The organism is Aeromonas sp. S18(2024) (genome assembly GCF_041402525.1).
GTDB lineage: Bacteria > Pseudomonadota > Gammaproteobacteria > Enterobacterales > Aeromonadaceae > Aeromonas > Aeromonas enteropelogenes.
In genome coordinates this window covers 525,705-547,757 of the sequence record NZ_JBGLQV010000001.1, presented here as the reverse complement: position 1 = coordinate 547,757, position 22,053 = coordinate 525,705, and the positions used below count along the sequence as shown (strand labels likewise).

Annotated in this window: 19 protein-coding genes; 8 read left to right on the top strand and 11 right to left on the bottom strand. The window is 61.2% G+C overall.

Annotated features, from left to right (window positions below; translation table 11 throughout):
• Positions 1-93 precede the first annotated feature (93 nt).
• Positions 94-1,305, bottom strand: a complete 1,212-nt coding sequence (gene fabB, locus ACB034_RS02340; protein ID WP_224209732.1) for a beta-ketoacyl-ACP synthase I — start codon at positions 1,303-1,305, stop codon at positions 94-96.
• Between the two features lie 90 nt (positions 1,306-1,395).
• Between fabB and mnmC the strand changes: the two genes are divergently transcribed.
• A complete protein-coding gene (gene mnmC, locus ACB034_RS02335) occupies positions 1,396-3,414 on the top strand; it encodes a bifunctional tRNA (5-methylaminomethyl-2-thiouridine)(34)-methyltransferase MnmD/FAD-dependent 5-carboxymethylaminomethyl-2-thiouridine(34) oxidoreductase MnmC (protein ID WP_371171980.1) in 2,019 nt (672 codons plus the stop codon).
• 70 nt (positions 3,415-3,484) lie between these two features.
• Here mnmC and ACB034_RS02330 read toward each other — a convergent pair whose 3' ends face one another.
• Both ACB034_RS02330 and ACB034_RS02325 read right to left on the bottom strand, forming a co-directional pair.
• Positions 3,485-4,084, bottom strand: a complete 600-nt coding sequence (locus ACB034_RS02330; RefSeq protein WP_026456209.1) for a DUF922 domain-containing protein — start codon at positions 4,082-4,084, stop codon at positions 3,485-3,487.
• A 181-nt stretch (positions 4,085-4,265) separates the two neighbouring features.
• A complete protein-coding gene (locus ACB034_RS02325) occupies positions 4,266-4,649 on the bottom strand; it encodes a hypothetical protein (RefSeq protein ID WP_371171979.1) in 384 nt (127 codons plus the stop codon).
• Between the two features lie 277 nt (positions 4,650-4,926).
• Here ACB034_RS02325 and dcuC point away from each other — a divergent pair, with 277 nt between their 5' ends.
• From dcuC to ACB034_RS02300, 5 genes are all read left to right on the top strand, one after another.
• On the top strand, positions 4,927-6,279 hold the full coding sequence (gene dcuC / locus ACB034_RS02320; protein ID WP_026456207.1) for an anaerobic C4-dicarboxylate transporter DcuC: 1,353 nt from the start codon (positions 4,927-4,929) through the stop codon (positions 6,277-6,279).
• Between the two features lie 87 nt (positions 6,280-6,366).
• Positions 6,367-8,022: a bifunctional UDP-sugar hydrolase/5'-nucleotidase gene (locus ACB034_RS02315; protein WP_371171978.1), complete on the top strand. Its 1,656-nt coding sequence runs from the start codon at positions 6,367-6,369 to the stop codon at positions 8,020-8,022.
• A gap of 147 nt (positions 8,023-8,169) precedes the next feature.
• Positions 8,170-9,813, top strand: coding sequence for a hypothetical protein (locus ACB034_RS02310; protein WP_224209737.1), 1,644 nt, complete (start codon positions 8,170-8,172; stop codon positions 9,811-9,813).
• Positions 9,814-9,944: 131 nt separating this feature from the next.
• Entirely contained in the window at positions 9,945-10,448 is a 504-nt protein-coding gene (locus tag ACB034_RS02305) for a M48 family metallopeptidase (protein WP_225632560.1), read from the top strand.
• A gap of 37 nt (positions 10,449-10,485) precedes the next feature.
• A complete protein-coding gene (locus ACB034_RS02300; protein WP_371172068.1) occupies positions 10,486-11,295 on the top strand; it encodes a DUF2927 domain-containing protein in 810 nt (269 codons plus the stop codon).
• Between the two features lie 225 nt (positions 11,296-11,520).
• Here ACB034_RS02300 and ACB034_RS02295 read toward each other — a convergent pair whose 3' ends face one another.
• Positions 11,521-11,772, bottom strand: coding sequence for a DinI family protein (locus ACB034_RS02295; protein ID WP_201939772.1), 252 nt, complete (start codon positions 11,770-11,772; stop codon positions 11,521-11,523).
• A gap of 87 nt (positions 11,773-11,859) precedes the next feature.
• On the bottom strand, positions 11,860-14,289 hold the full coding sequence (locus ACB034_RS02290) for a DNA polymerase II (protein WP_371171977.1): 2,430 nt from the start codon (positions 14,287-14,289) through the stop codon (positions 11,860-11,862).
• Between the two features lie 197 nt (positions 14,290-14,486).
• Here ACB034_RS02290 and ACB034_RS02285 point away from each other — a divergent pair, with 197 nt between their 5' ends.
• Positions 14,487-14,978 carry a prolyl-tRNA synthetase associated domain-containing protein gene (locus ACB034_RS02285; protein ID WP_371171976.1) on the top strand — a complete coding sequence of 164 codons (492 nt, stop codon included), beginning with the start codon at positions 14,487-14,489 and terminating at the stop codon, positions 14,976-14,978.
• A 98-nt stretch (positions 14,979-15,076) separates the two neighbouring features.
• On the opposite strand, the gene ACB034_RS02280 is transcribed toward ACB034_RS02285, so the two are convergent.
• From ACB034_RS02280 to ACB034_RS02265, 4 genes are all read right to left on the bottom strand, one after another.
• Positions 15,077-15,937, bottom strand: coding sequence for a PA4780 family RIO1-like protein kinase (locus ACB034_RS02280; RefSeq protein ID WP_042069208.1), 861 nt, complete (start codon positions 15,935-15,937; stop codon positions 15,077-15,079).
• Positions 15,938-16,098: 161 nt separating this feature from the next.
• Entirely contained in the window at positions 16,099-17,085 is a 987-nt protein-coding gene (locus ACB034_RS02275) for a lauroyl-Kdo(2)-lipid IV(A) myristoyltransferase (protein WP_371171975.1), read from the bottom strand.
• A 153-nt stretch (positions 17,086-17,238) separates the two neighbouring features.
• A complete protein-coding gene (gene lpxM / locus ACB034_RS02270; protein ID WP_371171974.1) occupies positions 17,239-18,231 on the bottom strand; it encodes a lauroyl-Kdo(2)-lipid IV(A) myristoyltransferase in 993 nt (330 codons plus the stop codon).
• 187 nt (positions 18,232-18,418) lie between these two features.
• Complete coding sequence (locus tag ACB034_RS02265; protein WP_042027365.1) at positions 18,419-19,399, bottom strand: TDT family transporter; 981 nt, start codon at positions 19,397-19,399, stop codon at positions 18,419-18,421.
• Between the two features lie 102 nt (positions 19,400-19,501).
• On the opposite strand from ACB034_RS02265, the gene ACB034_RS02260 reads away from it, so the two are divergent.
• A complete protein-coding gene (locus tag ACB034_RS02260) occupies positions 19,502-20,407 on the top strand; it encodes a LysR substrate-binding domain-containing protein (protein WP_225632566.1) in 906 nt (301 codons plus the stop codon).
• A gap of 104 nt (positions 20,408-20,511) precedes the next feature.
• Here the strand turns inward: ACB034_RS02260 and nfo are convergent, their stop codons facing one another.
• Positions 20,512-21,354, bottom strand: a complete 843-nt coding sequence (nfo, locus tag ACB034_RS02255) for a deoxyribonuclease IV (RefSeq protein ID WP_042069203.1) — start codon at positions 21,352-21,354, stop codon at positions 20,512-20,514.
• A 328-nt stretch (positions 21,355-21,682) separates the two neighbouring features.
• Positions 21,683-22,012, bottom strand: a complete 330-nt coding sequence (locus ACB034_RS02250) for a YbaB/EbfC family nucleoid-associated protein (protein WP_371171973.1) — start codon at positions 22,010-22,012, stop codon at positions 21,683-21,685.
• Positions 22,013-22,053 lie beyond the last annotated feature (41 nt).

Below are 22,053 nucleotides of genomic sequence, written 5' to 3'. Positions count from 1 at the left end.
TCTGCTTGCTCTGCTTGCTCTGCAACAGCCAAACAAATCGCAGCCACAAAAAAAAAAGCGCCCTGAGGCGCTTTTTTTATATCAACCGGATGATCAGGCTTTGAACTTGCTGAACACCAGGGAGGCGTTGGTACCGCCAAAGCCGAAGCTGTTGGACATCACGGTGTCGAGGTCAGCCTCTTCGTACTCGCGCACGATGGGCAGCCCTTCGGCCTTCTCGTCCAGGTTCTCGATGTTGATGCTGGGGGCGATAAAGCCATGTTGCAGCATCAGCAGAGAGTAGACGGCCTCGTGCACACCGGCGGCACCCAGCGCATGGCCGGTCATCGCCTTGGTGGCGGAAAGCTTGGGCGCGTTGCTGCCAAACAGGGTCTGGATGGCTTCCAGCTCCTTGGTGTCACCGACCGGGGTAGAGGTACCGTGGGTGTTGATATAGTCCACCTTGCCGACACTCTGCATCGCCATCTTCATGCAACGCACAGCGCCTTCGCCGCTCGGGGCCACCATGTCGTAACCATCGGAGGTCGCACCGTAACCGGTGATCTCGGCATAGATGTGGGCACCACGGGCCAGGGCGTGTTCCAACTCCTCGACCACCAGGATGCCGCCGCCACCGGAGATAACGAAACCGTCGCGATCCGCATCATAGGTACGGGACGCTTTTTCCGGGGAGTCGTTGTATTTGGTAGACAGCGCGCCCATGGCGTCAAACTGGATGGTGGAGGACCAGTCCAGCTCCTCGCCGCCACCGGCGAAGACGATATCCTGTTTGCCAAGCTGGATCAGTTCCAGAGCGTGGCCGATGCAGTGGGCAGAGGTCGCGCAGGCGGAGCTGATGGTGTAGTTGACACCCTTGATCTTGAACGGCGTAGCCAAGCAAGCGGAGGTGGTGGAGGACATGGTGCGCGGCACCATGTAGGGACCCACGCGCTTGACTCCTTTCTCACGGGCGATGTCGCAAGACTCGGAGGTGTTCTTGCCGGAGGCGCCGCCGGAGCCGGTCACGATGCCGGTGCGCTCGTTGGAGACCTGATCTTCCGGCAGGCCGGCATCTTCGATGGCCTGCTGCATGGAGAGATAGGCGTAGGCCGCAGCGTCACCCATGAAACGCATGACTTTACGGTCGATCAGTTCAGACGGATCGAGTTTGATGTTACCCCAGACACGGCTGCGCAGGTTGTGTTGCTCGAACTGCTCGGAATAGGTGATGCCGGATTTGCCTGCTTTCAGGGAGGCCAGCACTTCTTCCTTGTTGTTGCCGATACTGGAGATGACGCCGATACCGGTGATCACTGCTCTTCTCATTAATTCATCTCGTCTGGAAAAACTGGCGCCAAGTCTACCCGCTTTCGGCTGCCAAACTGGTCTGCTTTCACGTAGAATGCCCGCGATTTTGTGACGCGAGCCGAGGAAAACGTGAGTCAAACATCCTTACATCATGCCCGATTGGACTGGAACGAGGCGGGTACTCCAGTCTCCAGTGACTTCGGGGATGTGTACTTTTCCAATGATAACGGTCTAAGTGAAACCCGCTACGTCTTTTTGCAGCAAAATCAGCTGCCAGCGCGATTTTCGCACCATGATGGTGACACTTTCGTGATCGGTGAAACAGGTTTCGGTACAGGTCTTAACTTTCTGGCGACAATGAAAGCCTTCCTGGAACAGACGTCCCAATCCGGTAACGCCTTGCGTCTTCACTTCATCAGTTTCGAAAAATACCCCCTGACCCGGGACGATCTGCGCAAGGCCCTGGATGCCTGGCCCGAGCTGGCACACTTCAGCCAGGATCTCGTCAAACAGTGGCCCCTGCCGGTATCCGGCTGCCACCGCCTGAACTTTGCCAGCGGCCGCATCCGCCTCGATCTCTGGTTCGGCGATATCAAGGACATGTTGCCGCAGGTGCCCCATCAGGCCGACGGTCTGGTAGATGCCTGGTATCTCGACGGCTTCTCGCCGGCTAAAAACCCGGAAATGTGGACTCAGGATCTGTTCGACGGCCTTGCCCGCCTCGCCCGCCCCAACGCCACCCTCTCGACCTTTACCTGCGCCGGTTTCGTGCGCCGGGGACTCATCGCCGCCGGCTTTGCCATGAAAAAGGTGAAGGGCCACGGCAGCAAGCGGGAGATGCTGGCCGGCGAGCGGATAGACAAGCAGCCACAGCAGACCATAGCTCCCTGGTATGCCCGCCCGGCCGGGCGGGAGGGGGACGTGCTGATGATAGGCGGCGGCATCGCCTCGGCAATGACAGCGCTCTCCCTGGTGGAGCGGGGCCGCAAGGTTCGGCTGCTGTGCGAAGATAGTGAGCTGGCCTGCGGCGCCTCCGGCAACCGGCAAGGGGCCTTGTATCCGCTTCTTAACGGCGAGCACGACGCGTTGTCGCGCTTCTATTCGCTCGCCTTTGGCCATGCCAGAAACCGGCTGCTGGCCCTGGCCGAACGTCACCCCATCGCCTTTGATCTGTGCGGCGTGACCCAGCTCGGTTATGACGACAAATCCGCTGCCAAGCTGGCCAAGATGAGCCAGGGCCCCTTTCCGCCCGAGCTGATGCACCCGCTCTCTGCGGCACAGTGCGAGGCCGTCTGCGGTTTGCCCTCAGGCCATGCCGGGGTCAGCTATCCGCTGGGAGGCTGGCTCTGCCCGGCCGATCTGACCCGCGCCGCCATCGAGGAGGCCCAGGCAAGCGGTCTGCTGCAGGTGGAATACGGCGCTCGGGTGGTTAGCATCGGCGAGCAAAGCGACGGCTGGCAAGTGATGAGTCATGACGGTCGCCACTGGCAGGCCCCCAATCTGGTGGTAGCCGCCGGCCACCAGTTGCCCGCCCTGCTCCCCTTTGCCGAACTGCCGCTCTATCCGGTGCGCGGTCAGGTAAGCCATATTCCGACCAGCCCAGCACTCGGTCAGCTCAAGACCGTGCTCTGCTACGATGGCTATCTCACACCGGCCCACAACGCGCATCACTGTATCGGGGCCAGCTATGGTCGCAACCAGACCAGCCTCGAATTTCGCGCTGATGAGCAGGCCCAGAACCGGAGCAGATTGCAAGCTTGCTTGCCTGGCCAGCCCTGGCCCGATGAGGTAGACGTAAGCGGTAACGAGGCGCGGGTCGGGGTACGCTGCGCCAGCCGGGATCACCTGCCCGTGGTCGGCCCCGTGGCCAGATTGCAGGGGCTGGCGGATCACTACGCCGGGCTGCATGGGGATCGACAAGATGCCTCGCCGCTGCCACTTTACCCGGGTCTCTATGTACTGGGCGCCCTCGGCTCCCGGGGCCTGTGCTCAGCACCGCTATGCGGCGAGTTGCTGGCCAGCGAGATCTGCGGCGATCCCCTCCCCCTGGCAGCCGATCTGCTGGAGGCGCTCCACCCGGCTCGTTACTGGGTGCGCAAGCTGCTCAAGGGCAAGTCGCTGGCCTGAATCCCTCACTACCAGCCATAAACAACAAGGCCGCCCAATGGGCGGCCTTGTTGTCGTCGGTATCAATCCATTAATTGGGCCAGCGCACGCCAAAACGCTCGCCATAACCGGTCTGTTCCTGAAACGCATCGATGCGCTCCCGGATCTTCTCCATCTCTTTGCTGCCCGCCGCCCAGGCGGCATAGCGCAAGGCCTGGCAATCGCCGTGGCTCGGCAGGGCCGCGATGGCACCGCCCACCAGGCTGCTGCCCCGCTGCACCATCTCCTTGAAGCGGGACTCATACTCGAACATGCTGGAGAGTACCCTGGCCCAGTCGTCGCGGGCAGATCCCGTGCTGTTGCGGCTCTGGCTCCAGCGGGGCAGCAGCACGGTCGCCTGGGTCAGGACAGTGACCTGAGTAAGCTGGCAGCGCCCCGGCAGCTGCTCCGTCTCGAGCTGCCAATCCACCTGATAACTTGCCTTGCCCAGTACCACCTTGCCATTCACCCTGGGGGCACTTTGAACGATGGCGCTGGCCAGTTGGTCCGGGCTGGTTGCATTGACGTCATAAAAGCGCACATTGATGCGGGATTCGGGCACCACCTGCGGCCTGACTGTTTGCGCCTGGCTCGCCAGCGGCAGCAACAACAACCCGATCCCTACCACCATGTTATGAAACTTGCTGACCATGCCAGACTACCTTCCTTGATTGCACGGGCGAAACGGCAACCGCGCCGAAACGGGTGCCACATAGATAACGCTATAGCCTATGTGCGACCAGGATGCTGCGCAATACCATGATTGTTCAGAAATCTGAGCCCGCTCACAGGTTCCGTGAGTCACCTGGGCGCCAAGGGTGAAATTGACAATTTTATCGCCTGGATCCGGCTATTCTGCGCCAGCTAAGGTGATAATTTTTCACATTGATGTCATGACCATCTATCTGAATGAAATGATCATTTTCAATGCGGTTGGCAAAAAAGCGGCGATCTGCCCGATCTCTTAACCACAACTCGCAAAGTCCAAGCTTACCTCGCCGGGGATAAAATTGGGGGATGGTCAACAGCACCACCCCATCCACTCGCATGGCCTGCCGGGAAAGACAATCATCACTCGTCATGCCGGTGATCAGGGCCGCGAAACGGGGACCCCCTCCCACGGCGACCATCAGCACGCCGTAGGCGCGGGCTGCCGTCAGGTGTCGCATGGCGATCGCCTGACAAGGACCCGTCTGGTGAAAACCGTCGTTGTTCATTGCCAACACTCGATTTGGCATAAACATCAAACAAGCACAAATTAAACAGAGTTTAATTCTGAAAAATTGCAACTTCAAAATACATAAACCCCAAAAACCACACAATGATAGTCAGATTAGGCAGTCATAACCACCAGGTAAAGTGCTATTATCCTTTTAAAATGCTGTTTCCACTGGGAAATGTTGATGTGGAGCAAACTACTACCGGCTTGTTGTCGCGGGATTACCCCCATAGGAATAGACTTATGCCACTTTCACCTACCCAATAAGGCTATATATGCTGGAACTCGTTATCGGCACCCTGGTCACCCTGGTGGTGGGCCGTGCCATCTTCAAGGGATACTCCGCCACCGGCGTGCTGCTCAGCGGTGGCCTGCTATTGCTGCTGGTCACCGCCCTGATGGGCAAACCCGTCCTGCCAAGCAAGGTCGCCAGCACCGGCTACCTGGCGACCGACATCTTCGAATACGTCCGCTTCCTGCTCAATGACCGTGGGGGTGGACTGGGGATGCTGATCATGGTGCTGTGCGGTTTTGCCGGCTACATGAGCCATATTGGCGCCAACACCATACTGGTCAAGCTGGCCAGCAAGCCCCTCGGCTTCATCAAGTCACCCTATATCCTGCTGGTCGCCGCCTATCTGGTCGCCTGCGCCATGTCCCTGGCGGTCAGCTCGGCCACCGGTCTCGGGGTATTGCTGATGGCGACCCTGTTCCCGCTGATGGTCAACATGGGGATCTCCCGTGGCGCCGCGGCGGCCGTCTGCGCCTCCCCGGCCGCCATCATTCTGGCCCCCACCTCCGGTGACGTGGTAATGGCGGCCCAGGCCGCCAACATGCCGCTGCTGGACTTTGCCTTCAAGCTGACCCTGCCCATCTCGCTGGTGGCCATCGCCTGCATGGCGGTGACCCACTTCTTCTGGCAGCGCTACCTCGATCAGAAATCCGGCGAACACAACGAACCTGTGGCACCGGGTGATCTGATCACCTCGGCTCCCGCCTTCTACGCCATCCTCCCCTTCACTCCCATCATCGGGGTGCTGGTGTTTGACGGCAAATGGGGACCGCAGCTGGATATCGTCACCATCATCGTCATGTGCATGGTGCTGGCCAGCCTGCTGGAGCTGATCCGCGTGCGCAACGGCAAGGAGCTGCTGGACGGCCTGCAGGTGTGCTGGCGCAACATGGCGGATGCCTTCGCCGGCGTGGTCATGCTGCTGGTGGGTGCCGGCGTCTTCGCCCAGGGTCTGATGACCATCGGCTTCATCGACACCCTGCTGACCCATGCCCAGGATCTGGGCTCGGGCGGCCTGATCATGATGCTCTCCCTGGTGGTGATCACCACCCTGGCGGCCTTCACCACCGGCTCGGGCAATGCCCCCTTCTACGCCTTCGTGGAGCTTATTCCCAACCTGGCCAGCAGCCTGGGCATCAACCCGGCGTACCTGGTGATCCCCATGCTGCAGGCATCCAACCTGGGCCGCACCATCTCGCCGGTCTCCGGCGTGGTGGTCGCCTGTGCGGGGATGGGCAAGCTCTCCCCGTTCGAGGTGGTCAAACGCACCAGCATGCCGGTCGCCGTCGGCCTGCTGGTGGTGATCCTCGCCACCCAGATCATGGTCCCCGCCTGATCCCCCACCAGCCCGGCGCCTGCCGGGCTGGTATCTTGCCCCCCTGTTGCAGTAGACTCGGTGCCTCTTTCCCTAAGGAGGACCGAGATGAGTATTACGGTTCAACTTGCCCACTTCAGTGATTGCCACTCCCATTTCGACGGCGCACCGATCAGCTTCTCTCCCGTCGGTCACCCCCAGTGGCGCACCCAGTGCGGCGGTTATGCACGGATCCTGACCCGGCTCACCCAACTGCGTGCCAAGGCCGCCAGCCAAGGCCAGGCCAGCCTCTTCTTGCATGGTGGCGATACCTTTCAGGGCTCACTCTATTTCAACCGCTTCAAAGGTCGCGCCAACGCCGACCTGATCGCCATGTTGCAACCCGATGCCATGGTGATCGGCAACCACGAGTTCGATCTGGGTAATGGCCCCCTGGTGGAGTTTTTGCGCCAACTCGATTTTCCCGTGCTGGCTGCCAACCTGGACAACAGCCAGGAGCCCGACGACACGCCCCTCGGGCTCTGGGATCTGCCCCACCTTTATGATGCGCACCAGCCCTGGCATCGCCGTGAACTGGGCGGCGTGCCGTTTGCCCTGCTCGGCATCACCCTGCCCCAGATGGCTGCCATCGCCAACCCGGATCCCCACACCCGCTTTCGTGCCGTGGCCGACACCCTCACCCGGGTGCTGCGCGAGATAAAGGAAGAGGGGATCCATCATATCGTGCTGCTGAGCCATCTCGGGCTGGAGCAGGACAAACAGCTGGCTGAACGCTTCCCCCAGCTCAGCCTCATCATCGGCGGCCACACCCACAGCCTGCTGGGGGATCTGGCGCCGCTGGGACTGCCAAGCGAAGGGGAGTATCCCCTGATGCAAAACGGGGTCGCCATCCTGCATGCGGGGCACAGCGCCCTCTGTCTCGGGGTGTGCGAGCTGACCTTCGACGAGGCGGGCCGCGTGGTGCAAAGTCAAGGGCAACTGGAGTGGCTGCCCTGGCAGCCCTGGCCGTTTGCGGGTGACGTCCCCGCCGGGTTGGTCTTTTGCGAGCCGGATGCCAGGGTGGAACAGCATCTGGCCAGACGCTACCGGCCGGAGATCGAGACCATGACCCAACGCATCGTCACCCACCTCGACACTCCTTTGCTGCATCAGCGCCTGCCGGATGCCCTGCTGCCAAACGGCAGCCAGGTGGCGCCACTGGTCGCCCGGGCCATGCTGGCAGCGGCGCGCGAGCAGGTCGGTCAGGTGGATTTTGCCCTGCACAATGCAGGGGGCGTGCGCTGCTCGCTGGAGCAGGGCCCCCTTAGCGAGGCCGATATCGCCGGGCGTCTGCTCCCCTTCGCCATCCCCCTCACCCTCTATCGGGTCCATGGTCACGAGCTGGCGGAGGCACTGGAGGGGGCGATTGACAACGCCACCAACAACGGTGTGACCGGCAATGGCAGCGGCAGCTTCCCCTACACTGCCGGGGTGCGCTTCTGTTACCGGGCCGAGCGGCCCAAGGGGGCGCGCATCACCCGGTTGGAGTGGGAGCATTCCCCCGGCAACTGGCTGCCAGTCGAGGCCGATGAGGTCTATCGCGGAGTATCGAGCGCCTATACCGCCTCCGGCAAGGAGGGCTACACGGCGCTGGCCCGTACCCTGACCCAGCACAATCAGGAGCTGGGCATCACCCTGGCGGACGCCTTCATCCGCTGGGCCCGTCACCTGTCGACCCTCGCCATCCAGCCACCGCTGGTCGAATACCATACAGCTACACCCTGACAACCGGGGAGCCATGGCCTGATCCGCCGTTGGATCAGGCCATTTACGAGAATATTTGCCCTGCATGGGCCTGCCCCATTGCATCGGACTCGCGGCCTCGGCAAGATAGGCCCGCTTTCAAGACCAGCTGCAGGAGCAGGCGACTTCATGACTCACTCCATTCGTTTCACTCCCCCTCGCGTCAACCCGGGCGTCAAACCCGTCGTGGTGCTCATGACTGCCCTGCTGGCGCTGCTCTTCAGTTTGCGCAACCCCCTGTTTTACGCCATGGCGCCAGGATTTGACGCCTCGCTGTTTGCCGTCATGGGCAAGATGTGGAGCGAGGGGGGCGTACTCTACCGGGACATGATCGACATCAAGGGGCCGATGATCTTCGCCCTCGATGCGCTGGGCTACCGCCTCGGCGGCTTCGTCGGGATCTGGGCGCTGGAGTGGGTGCTCTGCTGGCTTGGGCTATTGGCAAGCTGGCAGGCCTTTGCCCAGCTGGGGTTGTCGTTTCGGGCGCGCCTCGGCTCCATGCTGGCGGTGTTGGCGCTTTACGGCACCCGTTACTACTACGGCAACATGACCGAGGACTGGACCTTTCATCTGGCCCTCATCGCCCAGTGGGCCTTCATCACCTTGCTGCTGGACAAGCGCTTCGAGTGGTGGCCTGCCCTGGTGGCGGCACTGACCTTCGCCATCGTCGCCTGGATGCGCACCAACAATGGCGCCTTCTGGGGTGGCTGGTATCTGGTACTGTTCTGCCACTGGTGCCTGCACGAGAAGTGGCGTGACGCCCTCTTGCTGCTGCTCTCCAGCCTGCTGGGGCTGGCGCTCATCGGCGGCCCGCTCTACGCCTACTTCCAGCAGCACGATCTGCTGGCAGCATTCAAATACTACGCCTTCGACATCTTCTTCGAGGGGAGCTACGGCAACGGCGTCTCCCCCGCCGTCGGGGCCGTCGGGCTGTTTCGCACCGGCCTCATCATGTTGCTGCCCCCCTTCATCCTGCTGATGCTGGGCCGCCGCCAGGAGTGGTACCTCCCCGTGCTACTGGTCACCCTGTTTGGCGTGCTGTTCACCCTGATCGCCAACTCGGTCTCCGGCCACGTGTTCGATCACTACGATGTGCTCTACCTGCAGCTGGGTCTGCTGCCGCTGGCGGTGCTGCTGGATCGCAGCGAACAGCAGGCAGATGCCATGGGACTGCTGTGCATCTCGCTTGTGGTGCTCACCGCCAGCTGGCTGCTGGCCCAGCAGCTCGGCTATGGCTGGAGCACCAAGGAGTGGTCCCTTGCGCGGGTAAACGAAGTGCTCGGCAACAGCTTGCTGTGGGCGCTGCCTGTGCTGATCCTGGTGCCCCTGTGGCGTGCCTGGGATGTGCGCAGCACCACCCCCTGGCTCGCCACCCTGGCCATGTTGATGCTGATGATCAACAACGCCTGGGAAGGCACCCAGAAGGGGCGCCCCTTCAATCCACCGGCTCAGGTGCGGGTCGATCGGATCAAAGCCGAAACAACCCCGAGCGACAAGATCTGGGTCGACGGTATCCAGCCGCAATATTATCTCTGGACCGATCGCCAACCGGCGTCCGCCTACCTCTTCTTCGCCAACGTCAACCCGCCCTATGACGTGCGCGAGCGGGTGCTGGCCGATATCCAGCGCCAGCAACCCAAGTTCATCATCGCCAAGCCGGAACGGGTGAGCGAGGAGCTGAAAAAGCCCACCTCCCCCTCCCACCTCGCCTTCTATCAGTACCTGACAAGCCGGTATGAAGAGGTGGATCCGGGGCTCTATCGCAGACGCTGACGGCTCTCAGATACAACCAGGGCGGCCATGATGGCCGCCCTTTTCATTGCGTTTCGCGGCCTGCCGGCGGTAGGCAAGCCGGCTCGCGATGACTACAATGGCGCTCTTTTTGGATGTAACGGGTGACACACATGGTGGAACTGACCTATCTGGGGGGCTATCCCGAGCCTCTCAAGGCCCAGGTGCAGCAGCTGATCGCGGCGGGCAAACTCGGGGAAATGTTGGCCAAGCGCTATCCGGACAGTCATCAGATCCAGAGCGACAAGGCGCTGCTGGCCTACACCATGGATCTGAAAAATCGCTACCTCAAGAGCTCGGCGCCGCTGGCCAAGGTGGTGTTCGATGGCAAGATCAACGTCATCAAGGATGCCCTCGGCCTGCACACCTATGTCAGCCGGGTGCAGGGCAGCAAGCTCAAGGCCAAAAACGAGATCCGCATCGCCGCCCTGTTCAAGGAGGCGCACCCCGCCTTCCTGAAGATGATAGTGGTGCACGAGCTGGCTCATCTCAAAGAGAAAGATCACAACAAGGGCTTCTACCAGCTCTGCCAGCACATGGAGCCGGACTATCATCAACTGGAGTTTGATTTGAGGCTCTGGCTCACCTGGCGGGATCTGGAGCGGGCCGGGCGCTGATCGGCCAGGCAGAGGGCTGGGGGAGATCATGGCATTGATGTGCATTGTAAAACGAGTGATGACCCTTCCCCATGGAGGGTGGCGCAGGTTCGCCCTGCTGCTTTCCTTGTCTTGGCCCCACGTGAGTGCCGCCGAGCGCTGGCAAAGCGACAGTTACCTTATCGAGAGCTTCATGACCATCGCCATGGAGCGGGAGTATGGCGAGGCAAAACAGACCCGCTTCGCCCGCTGGCAACAACCGGTGCGCCTCAAGCTTGTCAACGAATCGGGTGACAAACCGCTGCAGGCGGAAGTGGTCAAGGTACAAGCCGCCCATCTGGCCCGCATCACAGGCCACCCCATCACCCTGGTCAGCGACAATCCCAACCTGACCCTGATCATGACCGATTACCAACGGATGAGAAGCTGGGCAAACCGCACCATGGGCGGAGATCCGTCTGTCAACATGGCCCTCAAGGAGGGGCTCTGCCTGGCCAACTTCGCCACCAACAAGCAGCACGAGATCAGCCGTGCCACCATCATCATTCCGGTGGACTACAGCCGGGCCAAGGGCCGCTTTCTCGATTGCGTGGTGGAGGAGTTCACCCAGGTGATGGGGCTGCCCAACGACTCCGACAAGGTATTTCCCTCCATCTTCAACGACCACAGTGTCGACAGCTTCCTGACCGGCCTTGACTATGTGCTGCTCAAGCTTGCCTACCACCCGGCGCTCAAGGCGGGAATGAACCGCGAGGAAGTCAGAGCCGCCCTGCCCGTGGCAATCAAAGCGCTGCGCACCCAGGGGGAGATAAGCGAGGCCAACCGCCGGGTACAGCAGCAAAGCCTGAAAAGCTGGGCCGGACTCTGAGTCACCATCAACCCGTGTCCTGCCCCATCCGCTCAAAACAATAACGCAGCCCATGGCTGCGTTATTTTGTTTCAGGGATGTCGTCTCAGGGGTGCCCTCGGGTGCGAGAAATCCGTATGACAACACCGACCGCCCCGCAGGCGTCTCCGTTCGTTGTGCTTTCCTCTGTTTACGCTTTGATCTCAGCTCCATGCAGCCCCTGCATCAGCCAGGCCGTTTGCCCGCTCAGGAGGCGAGGCTCTCCTCCGGCATCCAGCTGTCGGCGTTCTCCCACACCTCTTGCACCATGGCTTCGGCCAGCTCTTTCTCTTCCTTGCTGGCGCGGCTGACGGTCAGGGACATGGTGCTGCCCGAGGCAACCCGTACATGCAGATCCGGGAACTTCTCCCCCAGCTGCTTGAGCAACTCCTGGCGCAGCGCTTCCATGGTGGAGGTCGGGATCTGATGTTTCTTGTCGATGATGATTTCCAGACGCATAGGATACTTCTCCATGATGATTGACTGTATTTTTATACAGTATCCTTGGAAAGTAAAGAGCCTGCTAGAGAAAGGGGCAAATGCCCCCTAGAAAAGGTCCAGCTGCTGGCCGCAGATCCGCTCGAATGACTCGCCGATAAAGGGCAGGATGGCGTCGGCAATGGGCCTGAGCTGCTTGTCGATGTAGTGCTCGTAGTCGATGGCGCTGCGCCGGTATTCGAGCGGCTCGGGGCCATTAAGGGTCATCAGGTAGGCGATGGTGCCCCTGTGCTGGTAGCGCTGGGGCAGACCGCGGCGCAGGTTTTCTTCATCAGCAAGGCGCGCCGCCCGCACATGGGGTGGCACGTTTTTCTGATACTCCTCGAGTTTTTGCCGCAGCCGCTTGCGATAAACCAGCAGATCGTCATGCCGGCCAGCCCGGGTCTCGTCCACCATGGTTCGCACATAGCTGCCGGGATCCTCATCGTGAAACACCATCTCATAGAGGCGGGTCTGGAACTGCTTGGCGAGCGCCGTCCAGTCGGTGCGCACCGATTCGAGCCCCTTGAACACCAGACGTTCAGCCTCTTGACCTCCTGACGCCGCCACCAGGCCGGCGTAGCGCTTCTTGCTGCCCTTCTCCAGCCCGCGAATGGTGGGCATCAGAAAACGGCGGTAGTGGGTCTCGTACTCGATCTCGAGATGGCTAGGCAAATCGAACTCGCGCCTGATCAGCACCGTCCAGTTGTCGTTGATCATCCGGGCAAGCTGTCGGCCGATCTCGTCCGCCTGCTCGGCGCTGGTCTCGCGCCCCAGATGGACGAAGGTGGAGTCGGTGTCGCCATAGATCACCTCGAACCCCTGCCCCTCTATCCACTCCCGGGTCTGCTGCATGATGCTGTGACCGCGCAAGGTGATTGAAGAGGCAAGGCGCGGATCGTAGAAGCGACAGCCCCCCGAGCCCAGTACCCCGTAGAAGGAGTTCATGATGATCTTGATGGCCTGGGAAAGCGCCTTGTTGCTGGCCGCCTTGGCCCGATCCCGCGCCGCCCACAGGGTGGCGATAAGATCCGGCAGGAAGTGCCGCTCGCGGGAAAACAGGGCGCCGCGAAAACCCGGAATGGCGTGGTCTGGGTGTTGCAACCCCTCCACCAGCCCCATGGGATCGATGCAGAAGGTGCGGATGATGCTGGGATATAGGCTCTTGAAATCGAGCACCAGCACGTGACGATAGAGGCCCGGTTTGGAGTCCATGACATAGCCGCCAGGGCTCGCGAGCCCCCCGTCGGCGGGCAGATTGGGGGCAACGTAGCCGCCGCGATGCAGTCGCGGCAGGTAGAGATTGGTAAACGCCGCCACCGAGCCCCCGACCCTGTCCAGCTCGAGGCCGGTGAGGGAGGCGCGCGCGATGGCGAAGGGGATGAGGTGGCAGAAATCGAAGATCTCCCACACCAGCTTGCAATCTTCCAGGTTGTAGCGGGCGAGCGCCTCCTTGTCGGAGTGAAACAGCTCGGTGATCTTCTCCCCCCGGTTGGCCACATCCTCGATGTCCTTGCCGCGGCCGAGCAGTTCGCTCGCCACCGCATCCAGGCTGTAGCTGGCAAACTGCCAGGTGGCACTTTTCAGGGTATCGATGCCGTCCAGCACCATGCGCCCCGGGATGATGACGTTGCCGGTCTGGGGATCGCTGCGGGAGGAGCGCCAGAAGCAGAGCTCACGCCCGCGCCCAAGCCGCAACCGCCGTTTGTTGAGCTCGGCCCGGCGCAGCAGCAGGCGAAAGTCGAAGTTGACCACGTTCCAGCCGATAACCAGATCCGGATCGTGGCGGCTGAACCACCCCTCCAGGGCGCTGAGCAAAGCATCCTCATCCACCACCCATTCGATCCGGGTCTCCCACTCCTCGGCACCGGCCTCGGGGGCTCCTATCATGATGACCCGTGCATCCTCGGGGCTGTAAAGCCCCACCGAGAAGAGCGCCCCGTCCATGGCGCACTCCACATCCAGCGACACCCAGGAGAGGGCGGGCGTCACCGCTTGAGGGGCGCAGCGCGCCTCCTGCACCTCCCAGTAACCCTGTTTACTCCCTTTTCTCACCGCCTTGCCACCAAAGCGCACCCCGGCGGTGATAAAGCGCTCCATGAGAAAACGCTCAGGCAAGCGGATATCCGCCTCGAAGTGCTCCAGCCCGCGAATAAGCAGCAGTTCGATGGCGCGGTGAAAGGCGCTCAGGGTGGCAAAGTAGCAGCCCACTACGGCGCGACCATCGAAGGTGTGCATCGGCAGGCGGCGAAACCGCCCGCTCACTCCGGCCCCCTTGAAGAGCTCGGCGGCCTCTTCCATATGGCTTTGCGGCAGAAAGAAGACCGGCTCCTGCCCCGGCACCACCAGCCGCACCGGCCCCTGCTCGCTCCAGAGCCACATCACGATTTCGGTGCGCTCCCCTTGCGCGCCGCGCCCACGTACATCCCGCCCGTGACGGGTCAGGATAAAACCTTCCTGGGGGGGCATCGCCGGGGGCGTGGGCTGGAACTCGGTCATGCAAGCTAACGGGGTCTGTCCTGGAATGGGAGTATTGTACGTTCATACAGTATCGGCCCGCAATCGCCAGAGCGGCTGCACGCGAAGGGGCGAGCTGGTAAGCTGGTCTTTCGCCTGCGACGCCGGCACGGTTGCCTGCGTCCCCCTGCCCGGCTTTGGTACTCAGCTATCGGTACCCTCAACACAAGGAGATCATTGTGGCCCTCTATGCCCTGCTGGATCGGCTGGCCATCCCCTACCAGCGTTTCGACCATGCTCCCGTCTTCACCTGCGAGGAAGCAAGCGACCTGCTGCCCGACCTGCCCGCCGCCAAGACCAAGAATCTCTTCCTGCGCGATCCGAAAAGCGAGCGGCTGTTTCTGGTGGTGGCCCCGGAGGCGATCCGGGTCGATCTGAAGGCGCTGGCCGCTCGCCTCGGGGTCAAGCGCCTGAGTTTTGGCTCCCCCGAGCGACTGGAAGCCGCCCTCGGCCTCACCCCGGGATCGGTGACCCTGCTGGCCGTGGTGCGCGACACGGCACAAGCGGTGGAGCTGGTGGTGGACGAGACCATCTGGCAGGCCGAGCAGGTGCAGTGCCATCCGCTGGTCAATACCGCTACCCTGATCCTCAAGCTCGACGATGTGCGCCACCTGCTGGCTCATCTGGGGCGTCAGGCGAATGTCATGGCACTGCCCGAACGGGCTGACTGACACACTTCGCAATGTGATCTTGTCTAGACGTCAATTGCCCGTGACCCGCCCGACAAAAAGAGCGCCTGATGGCGCTCTTTTAGGTGACAAGGCAGGGGTCAGTAACTCCCCTCTTGTTCGGCTCGCATCCGCGCCTGGCGGGCCAGCGCCTCCTCCTCAGCGCTCTCGATTTCGTGCAGCACGGCATCGAGATCGACTGCAGCCGTGCTCTCTTCAAACAGGCCGGTCAGCTCGCTATCCGGAGTCAATTTTCCCTCTTCAAACAGCGCCCACATCTCGGCGGCGTACCGGGTCTTGAGAAGCTCGGGGGCATACATGCCGTAGTAGTTGCGCATGTTGTTGACGTCGCGCTCCAGCATGGCCCTGGCCTGGTTGTTGGCGGCGGCATCCACCACCTGGGGCAGATCGATGATGACGGGGCCCTGCTCGTCCACCAGCACGTTGAATTCGGAGAGGTCCCCGTGAATGAGGCCGGCGCAGAGCATGCGCACCACGTAGCGGATCACCTTGCCGTGATCGATGAGTGCCTGCTCGCGGGAGAGGGCCACATCGTTGAGACGGGGGGCGACATTGCCGTCGGCGTCGGTCACCAGCTCCATCAGCAAGACGCCATCAAGGCAGACATAAGGTCTGGGTACCCGCACACCCGCGGCCGCCAACTTGAACAGGGCGTCAACCTCGGTGTTCTGCCACACCTCCTCGTGCTGTTTGCGACCGTATTTTGAGCCCTTCTCCATGGCCCGGGCATTGCGGCTGTTGCGCACCCGGCGCCCCTCCTGATAGACCACAGCCTGCTTGAAGCTGCGCTTGGACGCCTCTTTATAGACTTTGGCGCAACGGATCTCGTCGCCGCAACGCACCACATAAACATCGGCCTCTTTGCCGCTCATCAGCCGGCTGACGACCTCGTCCACCAGGCCATCATCCACCAGGGGCTGGATTCGATTCGGAATTTTCATGACCGCCCTTTCACCCTATTTGCGCGCCGAAAGAGAGCATCTCGCCTCTTTCCCCGCTCCTTGTTTGTTCGTGGGCCACAGTTATCCCCTGTTTGACCCTTTGCTGTCCACTGCGGCGCACACCTTTGGCCACAAAAATGGCCCGCAACCGGGCCATGGGATCAAGGGTCGGGCGGCAAGCCTTCACGAATGCGCCGGATCCCCGCCTCATAGAGGCCATCGGGCCCCTCCTGGTGTTCCAGGGTTTCGAAGATCTTGAGAAACCACATGTACTGCTCGGGATGGCGCACCACCTGTTGCTCGACCATCCGGTTCATGGTGTTGACGTCAGCCAGCAGATCGTCGCCGGGATAAGGGTCGAACGGTGGCTCAATTTCGAGCAGGTAGCAACCGGCATCCTCGTCATAGCTGGCAAAGATGGGCACGGCCTTGGCGCCGGCCAGTTTCACCAGCTTGGGCAGGGCCGGCAGGGTCGCCTTGGGGTGACCGAAGAAGGGAACGAACACGCTCGCCTCGCGACCATGATCCTGATCCGGCAGGTAGAAGAAGCTGGCCCCGCTGCGGATCGCCTTGATGGCGGGCTTGATGCCGACGCTACGCTCGTACACCTTGCCCCCCTTGGTCCGCTCGCGGTTGATGTACCAGTCAAATACCGCATCCTTGGGGCTCTTCATCATGGTGCACATCTCTATCCCCATCAGGGAAAAGTAGCGGCCAATCATGTCCACCGCCCAGGTATGGGGCACCACCAGGATCATCGGCCGGCCTGCCGCCTGCTCGGCTGCAACATGTTCCCAGCCGCTCACCTTGATGCGGCGGGTCAACCTGGCACGGCTGCGCCATGTCAGCTCGCCAAAGCCCATGAAGGTCTTGAGGCCGACCCGAATAGACTTGAGCAGCAGCGCCTGGCGCCCGGCCACGTCCAGCTCGGGAAAGCAGATCTTGAGGTTGGTATCGGCGATGTAGGCCTGTTTTTTCGAGACCCGCAGCAGGGTCGGCGCGACCAGATCGGCGAAGCGATCCCGCCATCTGGCAGGGATGAAGGCCAGCAGGGAGAGCAGTCCCAGGGCACACCAGCTGCCCCACCATTTGGGGTGCAGCAGGCGGGTTTGGAATGAGGTATCAAATACCGGATCGGATGCGGACATACCTGCCCTCGGTTCATAAAAACAAACGGTTATTGTAGTTATCCTGACATTTTTTTCTACTCCGGGGGCACCCCATCGCCGATGGCAAGGCACTGATCGGACTAGTAATAATTAAAAATGGCCCACATGGGGCCATTTTTGCAACGAAGTAAATCAGGGCTGGGGTGACAACCCCTTGCGGATCCGCTGGATCCCCGCCTCATAGAGGCCGTCCGGCCCCTCCTGGTGTTCGCGGGTATCGAAGATCTTGAGAAACCACATGTACTGGCCGGGATGGCGGGTGAGCTGCTGTTGCACCATGTCGTTCATCCGCCGGGTATCCGCTATCACATCCTCGGTGGGATAGTTGTCAAACGGTGCTTCTATCTCCAGACGGTAACAGTGAGCGGCTTCATCGTAGCCCGCTAGCAGCGGCACGGCCTTGGCACCACTCACCTGCACCAGTCGTGGCAGGGCGGGCAGGGTCGCCTTGGGATAGTTGAAGAAGGGAACGAAGATGCTCTTCTCGCGCCCGTGATCCTGATCCGGCAGGTAGAAGAAGCTATGCCCCCCCTTGATGGTTCTGATCACCGCCTTGATCCCGGCGCTGCGCTCGTAGACCCGGCAGCCATTCTTGGCCCTGGCCCGGTTGAGGTGCCAGTCAAACACCGGATTGCGGGCACGCTTCATCATGGTGCACATGGGCACGCCACGCTGGGTGAAGCAGTAACCGGCCGCATCCACCGGCCAGGTATGGGGTACCACCAGGATCACCGGACGGCCGGCCTGACGCTCGGCCTCGATATGTTCCCAGCCGCTGACCTGGATCCGCTTCATCAGGTAACGGGGGCTGCGCACGGTGAACTCGCCAAATCCCAGCAGACTCTTGAAACCGACCCGGATGGAGGTCATCGCAATGGCATCCCGCTCGGCCGCACTCTTCTCGGGAAAACAGATAGCTAGGTTGGTTCTGGCGATATAGATCTGTTTTTTGGAAAATCGGAACACTAGGGGCGTCAGAGCTTCAGCCAGGCGATCCCGCAGACGAACCGGCACAAAGGCCAGCACCATCAAGATCGCCAGCGCCAGCCAGCTCAACCAGTAACGGGGATGCAACAAACTGGGTTTGAAAGAGGCGTGAAATACGGGGTCTTCTTGGACGGTCATCGATTGGAGTCAAGCGAAAAGTGGTGAGGCATTGTAGTTGGCCTGACAGGTAATACCAGTGAATTCTCAGACAAACGAATAAAAGTGCCGTGAATTCATTAATCTGCGACAAAATAATGAAAAATGCCCCGCTTGGCGGGGCATGTTGACGATTTTTTCATCAGGGGCGGCAGAGCATCAAACGGGGTTAGCGATGCGCCATGCCTCCCTCGACTGCGGGCTCCCGCTGCGGCAGGAAGAACATCAGATAACGCAGAGCCACATAACCGACGATCACGGTCGCAATTCCCAGCTCGACGTGGGCAAGCAATCTGATCTGCTCCACATAGTGTGCTGCCTGCGGCCAGCCACTGACCAGGTTGGCCACCTTGAACAAGGCGGTGGCGCCGATCACCATCGGGAAGGTGAAGGCTGCATAGCCGGGGGAAAACGGCAAGCGCAGCAACTTGATGAAGGCCAGATAGATGATGCCGGTCATCAGGATGGCGATCCCCAGCAGCACGGCCACCAGCAGCAGGGAGGGATCCTGGCTGACGGTCAGGTAACCGGCCAGGGAGAGACTGGCAGGGGCCGCCAGAATGGCGATGGTCGGCTTGGCTGCGTCCGGTACTTCATGACTGAAGATGAGGCGATAGAGCATCAGCGGCAGCATCAGGCCGTAGCAGATGATGCCAAACCAGAGCAACCCGTTCGCCAGCGCGGCAAACTGGCCACCCGGGAAGGCGACATCGGCCACGATAATGCCCACCGGCGGCACGAACCAGCTCGGCACCATGTGGTGAATTTCGAACTCTTTGGCACGGTGCCAGATAAAGGTGGCCAGGAAGATCAGGTGAATGGCCACGGCAAACAGCCAGAGCGCCTCACCCGCTTGCGGCGCCATCATCCCCAGCGCTTTTGACACTACCATGGTCCCCATGGCGTAGGTAGGCACCACGCTACCCACCACGGGGTGAGCCAGGTCTTGCCACAAGAGACGGGGATGAAGCAAAAACTTGAAGGTCAGGATCAGCAGCAGCACGGCGGCCACAGCGGCACCCAGCAGCTGCATGCGCCCATCGAACTGACCGGCATTTTCCCAACACCAACCGAGACTGGCGATGCCAAGCGCCAGACCCGCCATGGGGGTCGGAGCTTTGCCTAAGGATTTACGGGTTCTTGCGATCATGACGACACCTTTCTCTATCAGACGATGGCGATAGGATAATGGCCACATGTCGTTTAGGATATCCAAATGAATTGAATCATATGTTCAGGAAGATCAAACGCCATGAAGCTGACCCTGCAACAACTCAAGGTCTTCGCCACCATCGCCCGTTACGGCAACCTGGGACTCGCCGCCAACGAACTCTGCCTGAGCAAGGGCGCCGTCTCCCAGTCGTTGCAGGAGCTGGAACGCCAGCTGGGTACCCCGCTGTTTGATCGCATCCACCCCGGGTTGCAGCTCAACAACGAGGGACGTCTGCTGCAACCCGCCGCCGAAGAGCTGCTGACCCGGATGCAGGATATCGAAAACCTGTTCAGCCCGGATGCCGAACCGAGCGGCCAGTTGCGCCTTGGTGCCAGCCAGACCATTGGCAACTACCTGCTGCCTACCCTGCTGGCGAACCGCAAGCAGGAGCTGGGGCTGCCGCCCAAGGTGACTATCACCAATACCCACAAACTCTGCCATGCGTTGGCCAACTTCGAGTTGGATCTGGCGCTGATCGAGGGGGAGAACCATCATCCGGATCTCATCGCCGAACCCTGGCTGCAGGACGAGATGCTGGTAGTGGCCCATCCGGATCACCCCCTCGCCAACCAGGGTACCCTCACCCTGCCCCGGCTGGCTGACGAAACCTGGGTGCTGCGGGAGCTGCAATCGGGCAGCCGCGAACAGTTTATCCAGCAGATCCAGCCTGCCCTGCCCCGCTGGCAGGCCGGGCTCGAACTCAACACCCTGGAGGCTGTGATGCTGGCGGTGGAAAAGGGGCTCGGGATCTCCTTCATCTCTCGCCTCGCGGTTTCGGATCGGTTGCAGGCGGGGCGTCTGGTGGTACTGCCCCTCGAGCAGCGTTTCCCGCGCCAGCTCTCCCTCATCTGGCACAAGCAGAAATACCATTCCGCCTCCCTGCGCCACTTTATCCACTTCTGCCGGACTCAGGTGAACGATGCCGAGGTGATCCGCGCGGAGTAACGCTCGACCAGAGCTCTGGTGGCAAACCAACACGCTAATGGCAAAAACGCAAAAAGCAGAGAGGGAGCCGTGGCTCCCTCTCGTTGATTCGCTCTCGCTGATTATCACTTCGCCAGACTGCGCAGCCAGCTGATCTCCTCACCCCAGATGGACTCGTCGATGGTCTCGAGGATCAGCGGAATGCGATCGAAGCGATCGTCATTCATGATGTGATGGAACACCGCCTCGCCGAGATTACCCTCACGCAGGCTGTGATGGCGGTCGACCCGGCTGCCAAAGGTGCACTTGGCGCCATTGATATGCATCCCCTTGAGATACCGAAAGCCGACCGTCCGCTCAAACTCGGCAAAGACCTCGGCGCAAGATTCTGGCGTGCGCAGATCGTAACCGGCGGCGAAGGCGTGACAGGTATCGAAACAGACTCCGACCCGGCTCTTGTCTTCCACCCCCTCGATGATGGTGGCGAGGTGCTCGAACGACCAGCCGAGGTTGGTGCCCTGCCCCGCGGTGTTCTCGATCACCGCCGTCACCCCCTGGCTGCGCTCCAGCGCCCAGTTGATGGATTCGCTCACGAGCCGCAGACTCACGGCCTCGGGGATCTGCTTGAGGTGGCTGCCGGGATGAAAGTTGAGGTAGCAAAGGCCCAACTGCTCGCAACGCTTCATCTCGTCGAGAAACGCATCGCGGGACTTGGCCAGCGCGTCGGGGTCGGGGTGACCCAGATTGATGAGGTAGCTGTCGTGGGGCAGGATCTGCTCGGGGAGAAAACCGCCCTTCTCGCACGCCGCCTTGAAGGCTCGAATGCTCGCCTCGGACAGGGGGGCAGCCTGCCATTGGCGCTGGTTTTTGGTAAACAGGGCGAAGGCGTTGGCGCCGATGGCCTGGGCGCGGGCAATGGTGTTCTCCACCCCGCCGCTGGCGCTGACATGGGCTCCGATATATTTCATGGGATCTCCTCTGGGGTGGCTGTCCATCCTCTCTTGCGCCTGCAAACGGGCATGGGGAGGATGGGGCCTCTCTGATAAGGCGCCATTATGCCGATCCCGTCCGCCCTCGCCAAACCGGGATATCCGATAGCCGACATCGGCAATGCAGGTTGGACTGCGGTGGCGGCGGCCAGATACGGTGAGCGGGCATAAAAAAACGCAGCCTTGTCGCTTGCGCGGCGGTGGCTGCGTTCCTCTCTTCTCGGCCATCTCCCCCTATGCTGTCAAACCAGGCAGTCAAACTTCAGCTTGTCACGACGGGGAGCGGGAATGCGTGGCGAGAAGCGCCTTAAAACGGCATCTTGAAGCCTGGCGGCAATTGCATGCCACCGGTCAGTTCGCCCATCTTGGTCTTGTTCTGCTCTTCTACACGACGCACGGCATCGTTGCAGGCAGCGGCGACCAGATCTTCCAGCAGCTCCTTGTCATCTTCCATCAGGGAGGGATCGATCTCGATGCGACGCACGCTGTGGCTGCCGGTCATGGTGACCTTGACCATGCCTGCACCGGCTTCGCCGATCACTTCCATCTGGGCGAGCTGCTCCTGCATCTTCTGCATGCGCTCTTGCATCTGCTGGGCCTGTTTCATCAGGTTCCCCATTCCACCTTTACCAAACATATGTCGTCTCTCGTCTTGAAATCCGGCATCCAGCGCCGGGC

Excerpts from the sequence above, each read along its gene's own strand:
- ACB034_RS02265 (WP_042027365.1), bottom strand. The coding sequence starts at position 19,399 with ATGATCGCAAGAACCCGTAAATCCTTAGGCAAAGCTCCGACCCCCATG.
- nfo (WP_042069203.1), bottom strand. The coding sequence starts at position 21,354 with ATGAAATATATCGGAGCCCATGTCAGCGCCAGCGGCGGGGTGGAGAAC.
- ACB034_RS02250 (WP_371171973.1), bottom strand. The coding sequence starts at position 22,012 with ATGTTTGGTAAAGGTGGAATGGGGAACCTGATGAAACAGGCCCAGCAG.
- ACB034_RS02315 (WP_371171978.1), top strand. The coding sequence starts at position 6,367 with ATGAGTATTACGGTTCAACTTGCCCACTTCAGTGATTGCCACTCCCAT.
- dcuC (WP_026456207.1), top strand. The coding sequence starts at position 4,927 with ATGCTGGAACTCGTTATCGGCACCCTGGTCACCCTGGTGGTGGGCCGT.
- ACB034_RS02305 (WP_225632560.1), top strand. The coding sequence starts at position 9,945 with ATGGTGGAACTGACCTATCTGGGGGGCTATCCCGAGCCTCTCAAGGCC.
- ACB034_RS02310 (WP_224209737.1), top strand. The coding sequence starts at position 8,170 with ATGACTCACTCCATTCGTTTCACTCCCCCTCGCGTCAACCCGGGCGTC.
- ACB034_RS02275 (WP_371171975.1), bottom strand. The coding sequence starts at position 17,085 with ATGTCCGCATCCGATCCGGTATTTGATACCTCATTCCAAACCCGCCTG.
- ACB034_RS02325 (WP_371171979.1), bottom strand. The coding sequence starts at position 4,649 with ATGAACAACGACGGTTTTCACCAGACGGGTCCTTGTCAGGCGATCGCC.
- ACB034_RS02290 (WP_371171977.1), bottom strand. The coding sequence starts at position 14,289 with ATGACCGAGTTCCAGCCCACGCCCCCGGCGATGCCCCCCCAGGAAGGT.
- ACB034_RS02300 (WP_371172068.1), top strand. The coding sequence starts at position 10,486 with ATGTGCATTGTAAAACGAGTGATGACCCTTCCCCATGGAGGGTGGCGC.
- fabB (WP_224209732.1), bottom strand. The coding sequence starts at position 1,305 with ATGAGAAGAGCAGTGATCACCGGTATCGGCGTCATCTCCAGTATCGGC.
- ACB034_RS02280 (WP_042069208.1), bottom strand. The coding sequence starts at position 15,937 with ATGAAAATTCCGAATCGAATCCAGCCCCTGGTGGATGATGGCCTGGTG.
- lpxM (WP_371171974.1), bottom strand. The coding sequence starts at position 18,231 with ATGACCGTCCAAGAAGACCCCGTATTTCACGCCTCTTTCAAACCCAGT.
- ACB034_RS02330 (WP_026456209.1), bottom strand. The coding sequence starts at position 4,084 with ATGGTCAGCAAGTTTCATAACATGGTGGTAGGGATCGGGTTGTTGTTG.
- ACB034_RS02260 (WP_225632566.1), top strand. The coding sequence starts at position 19,502 with ATGAAGCTGACCCTGCAACAACTCAAGGTCTTCGCCACCATCGCCCGT.
- ACB034_RS02295 (WP_201939772.1), bottom strand. The coding sequence starts at position 11,772 with ATGCGTCTGGAAATCATCATCGACAAGAAACATCAGATCCCGACCTCC.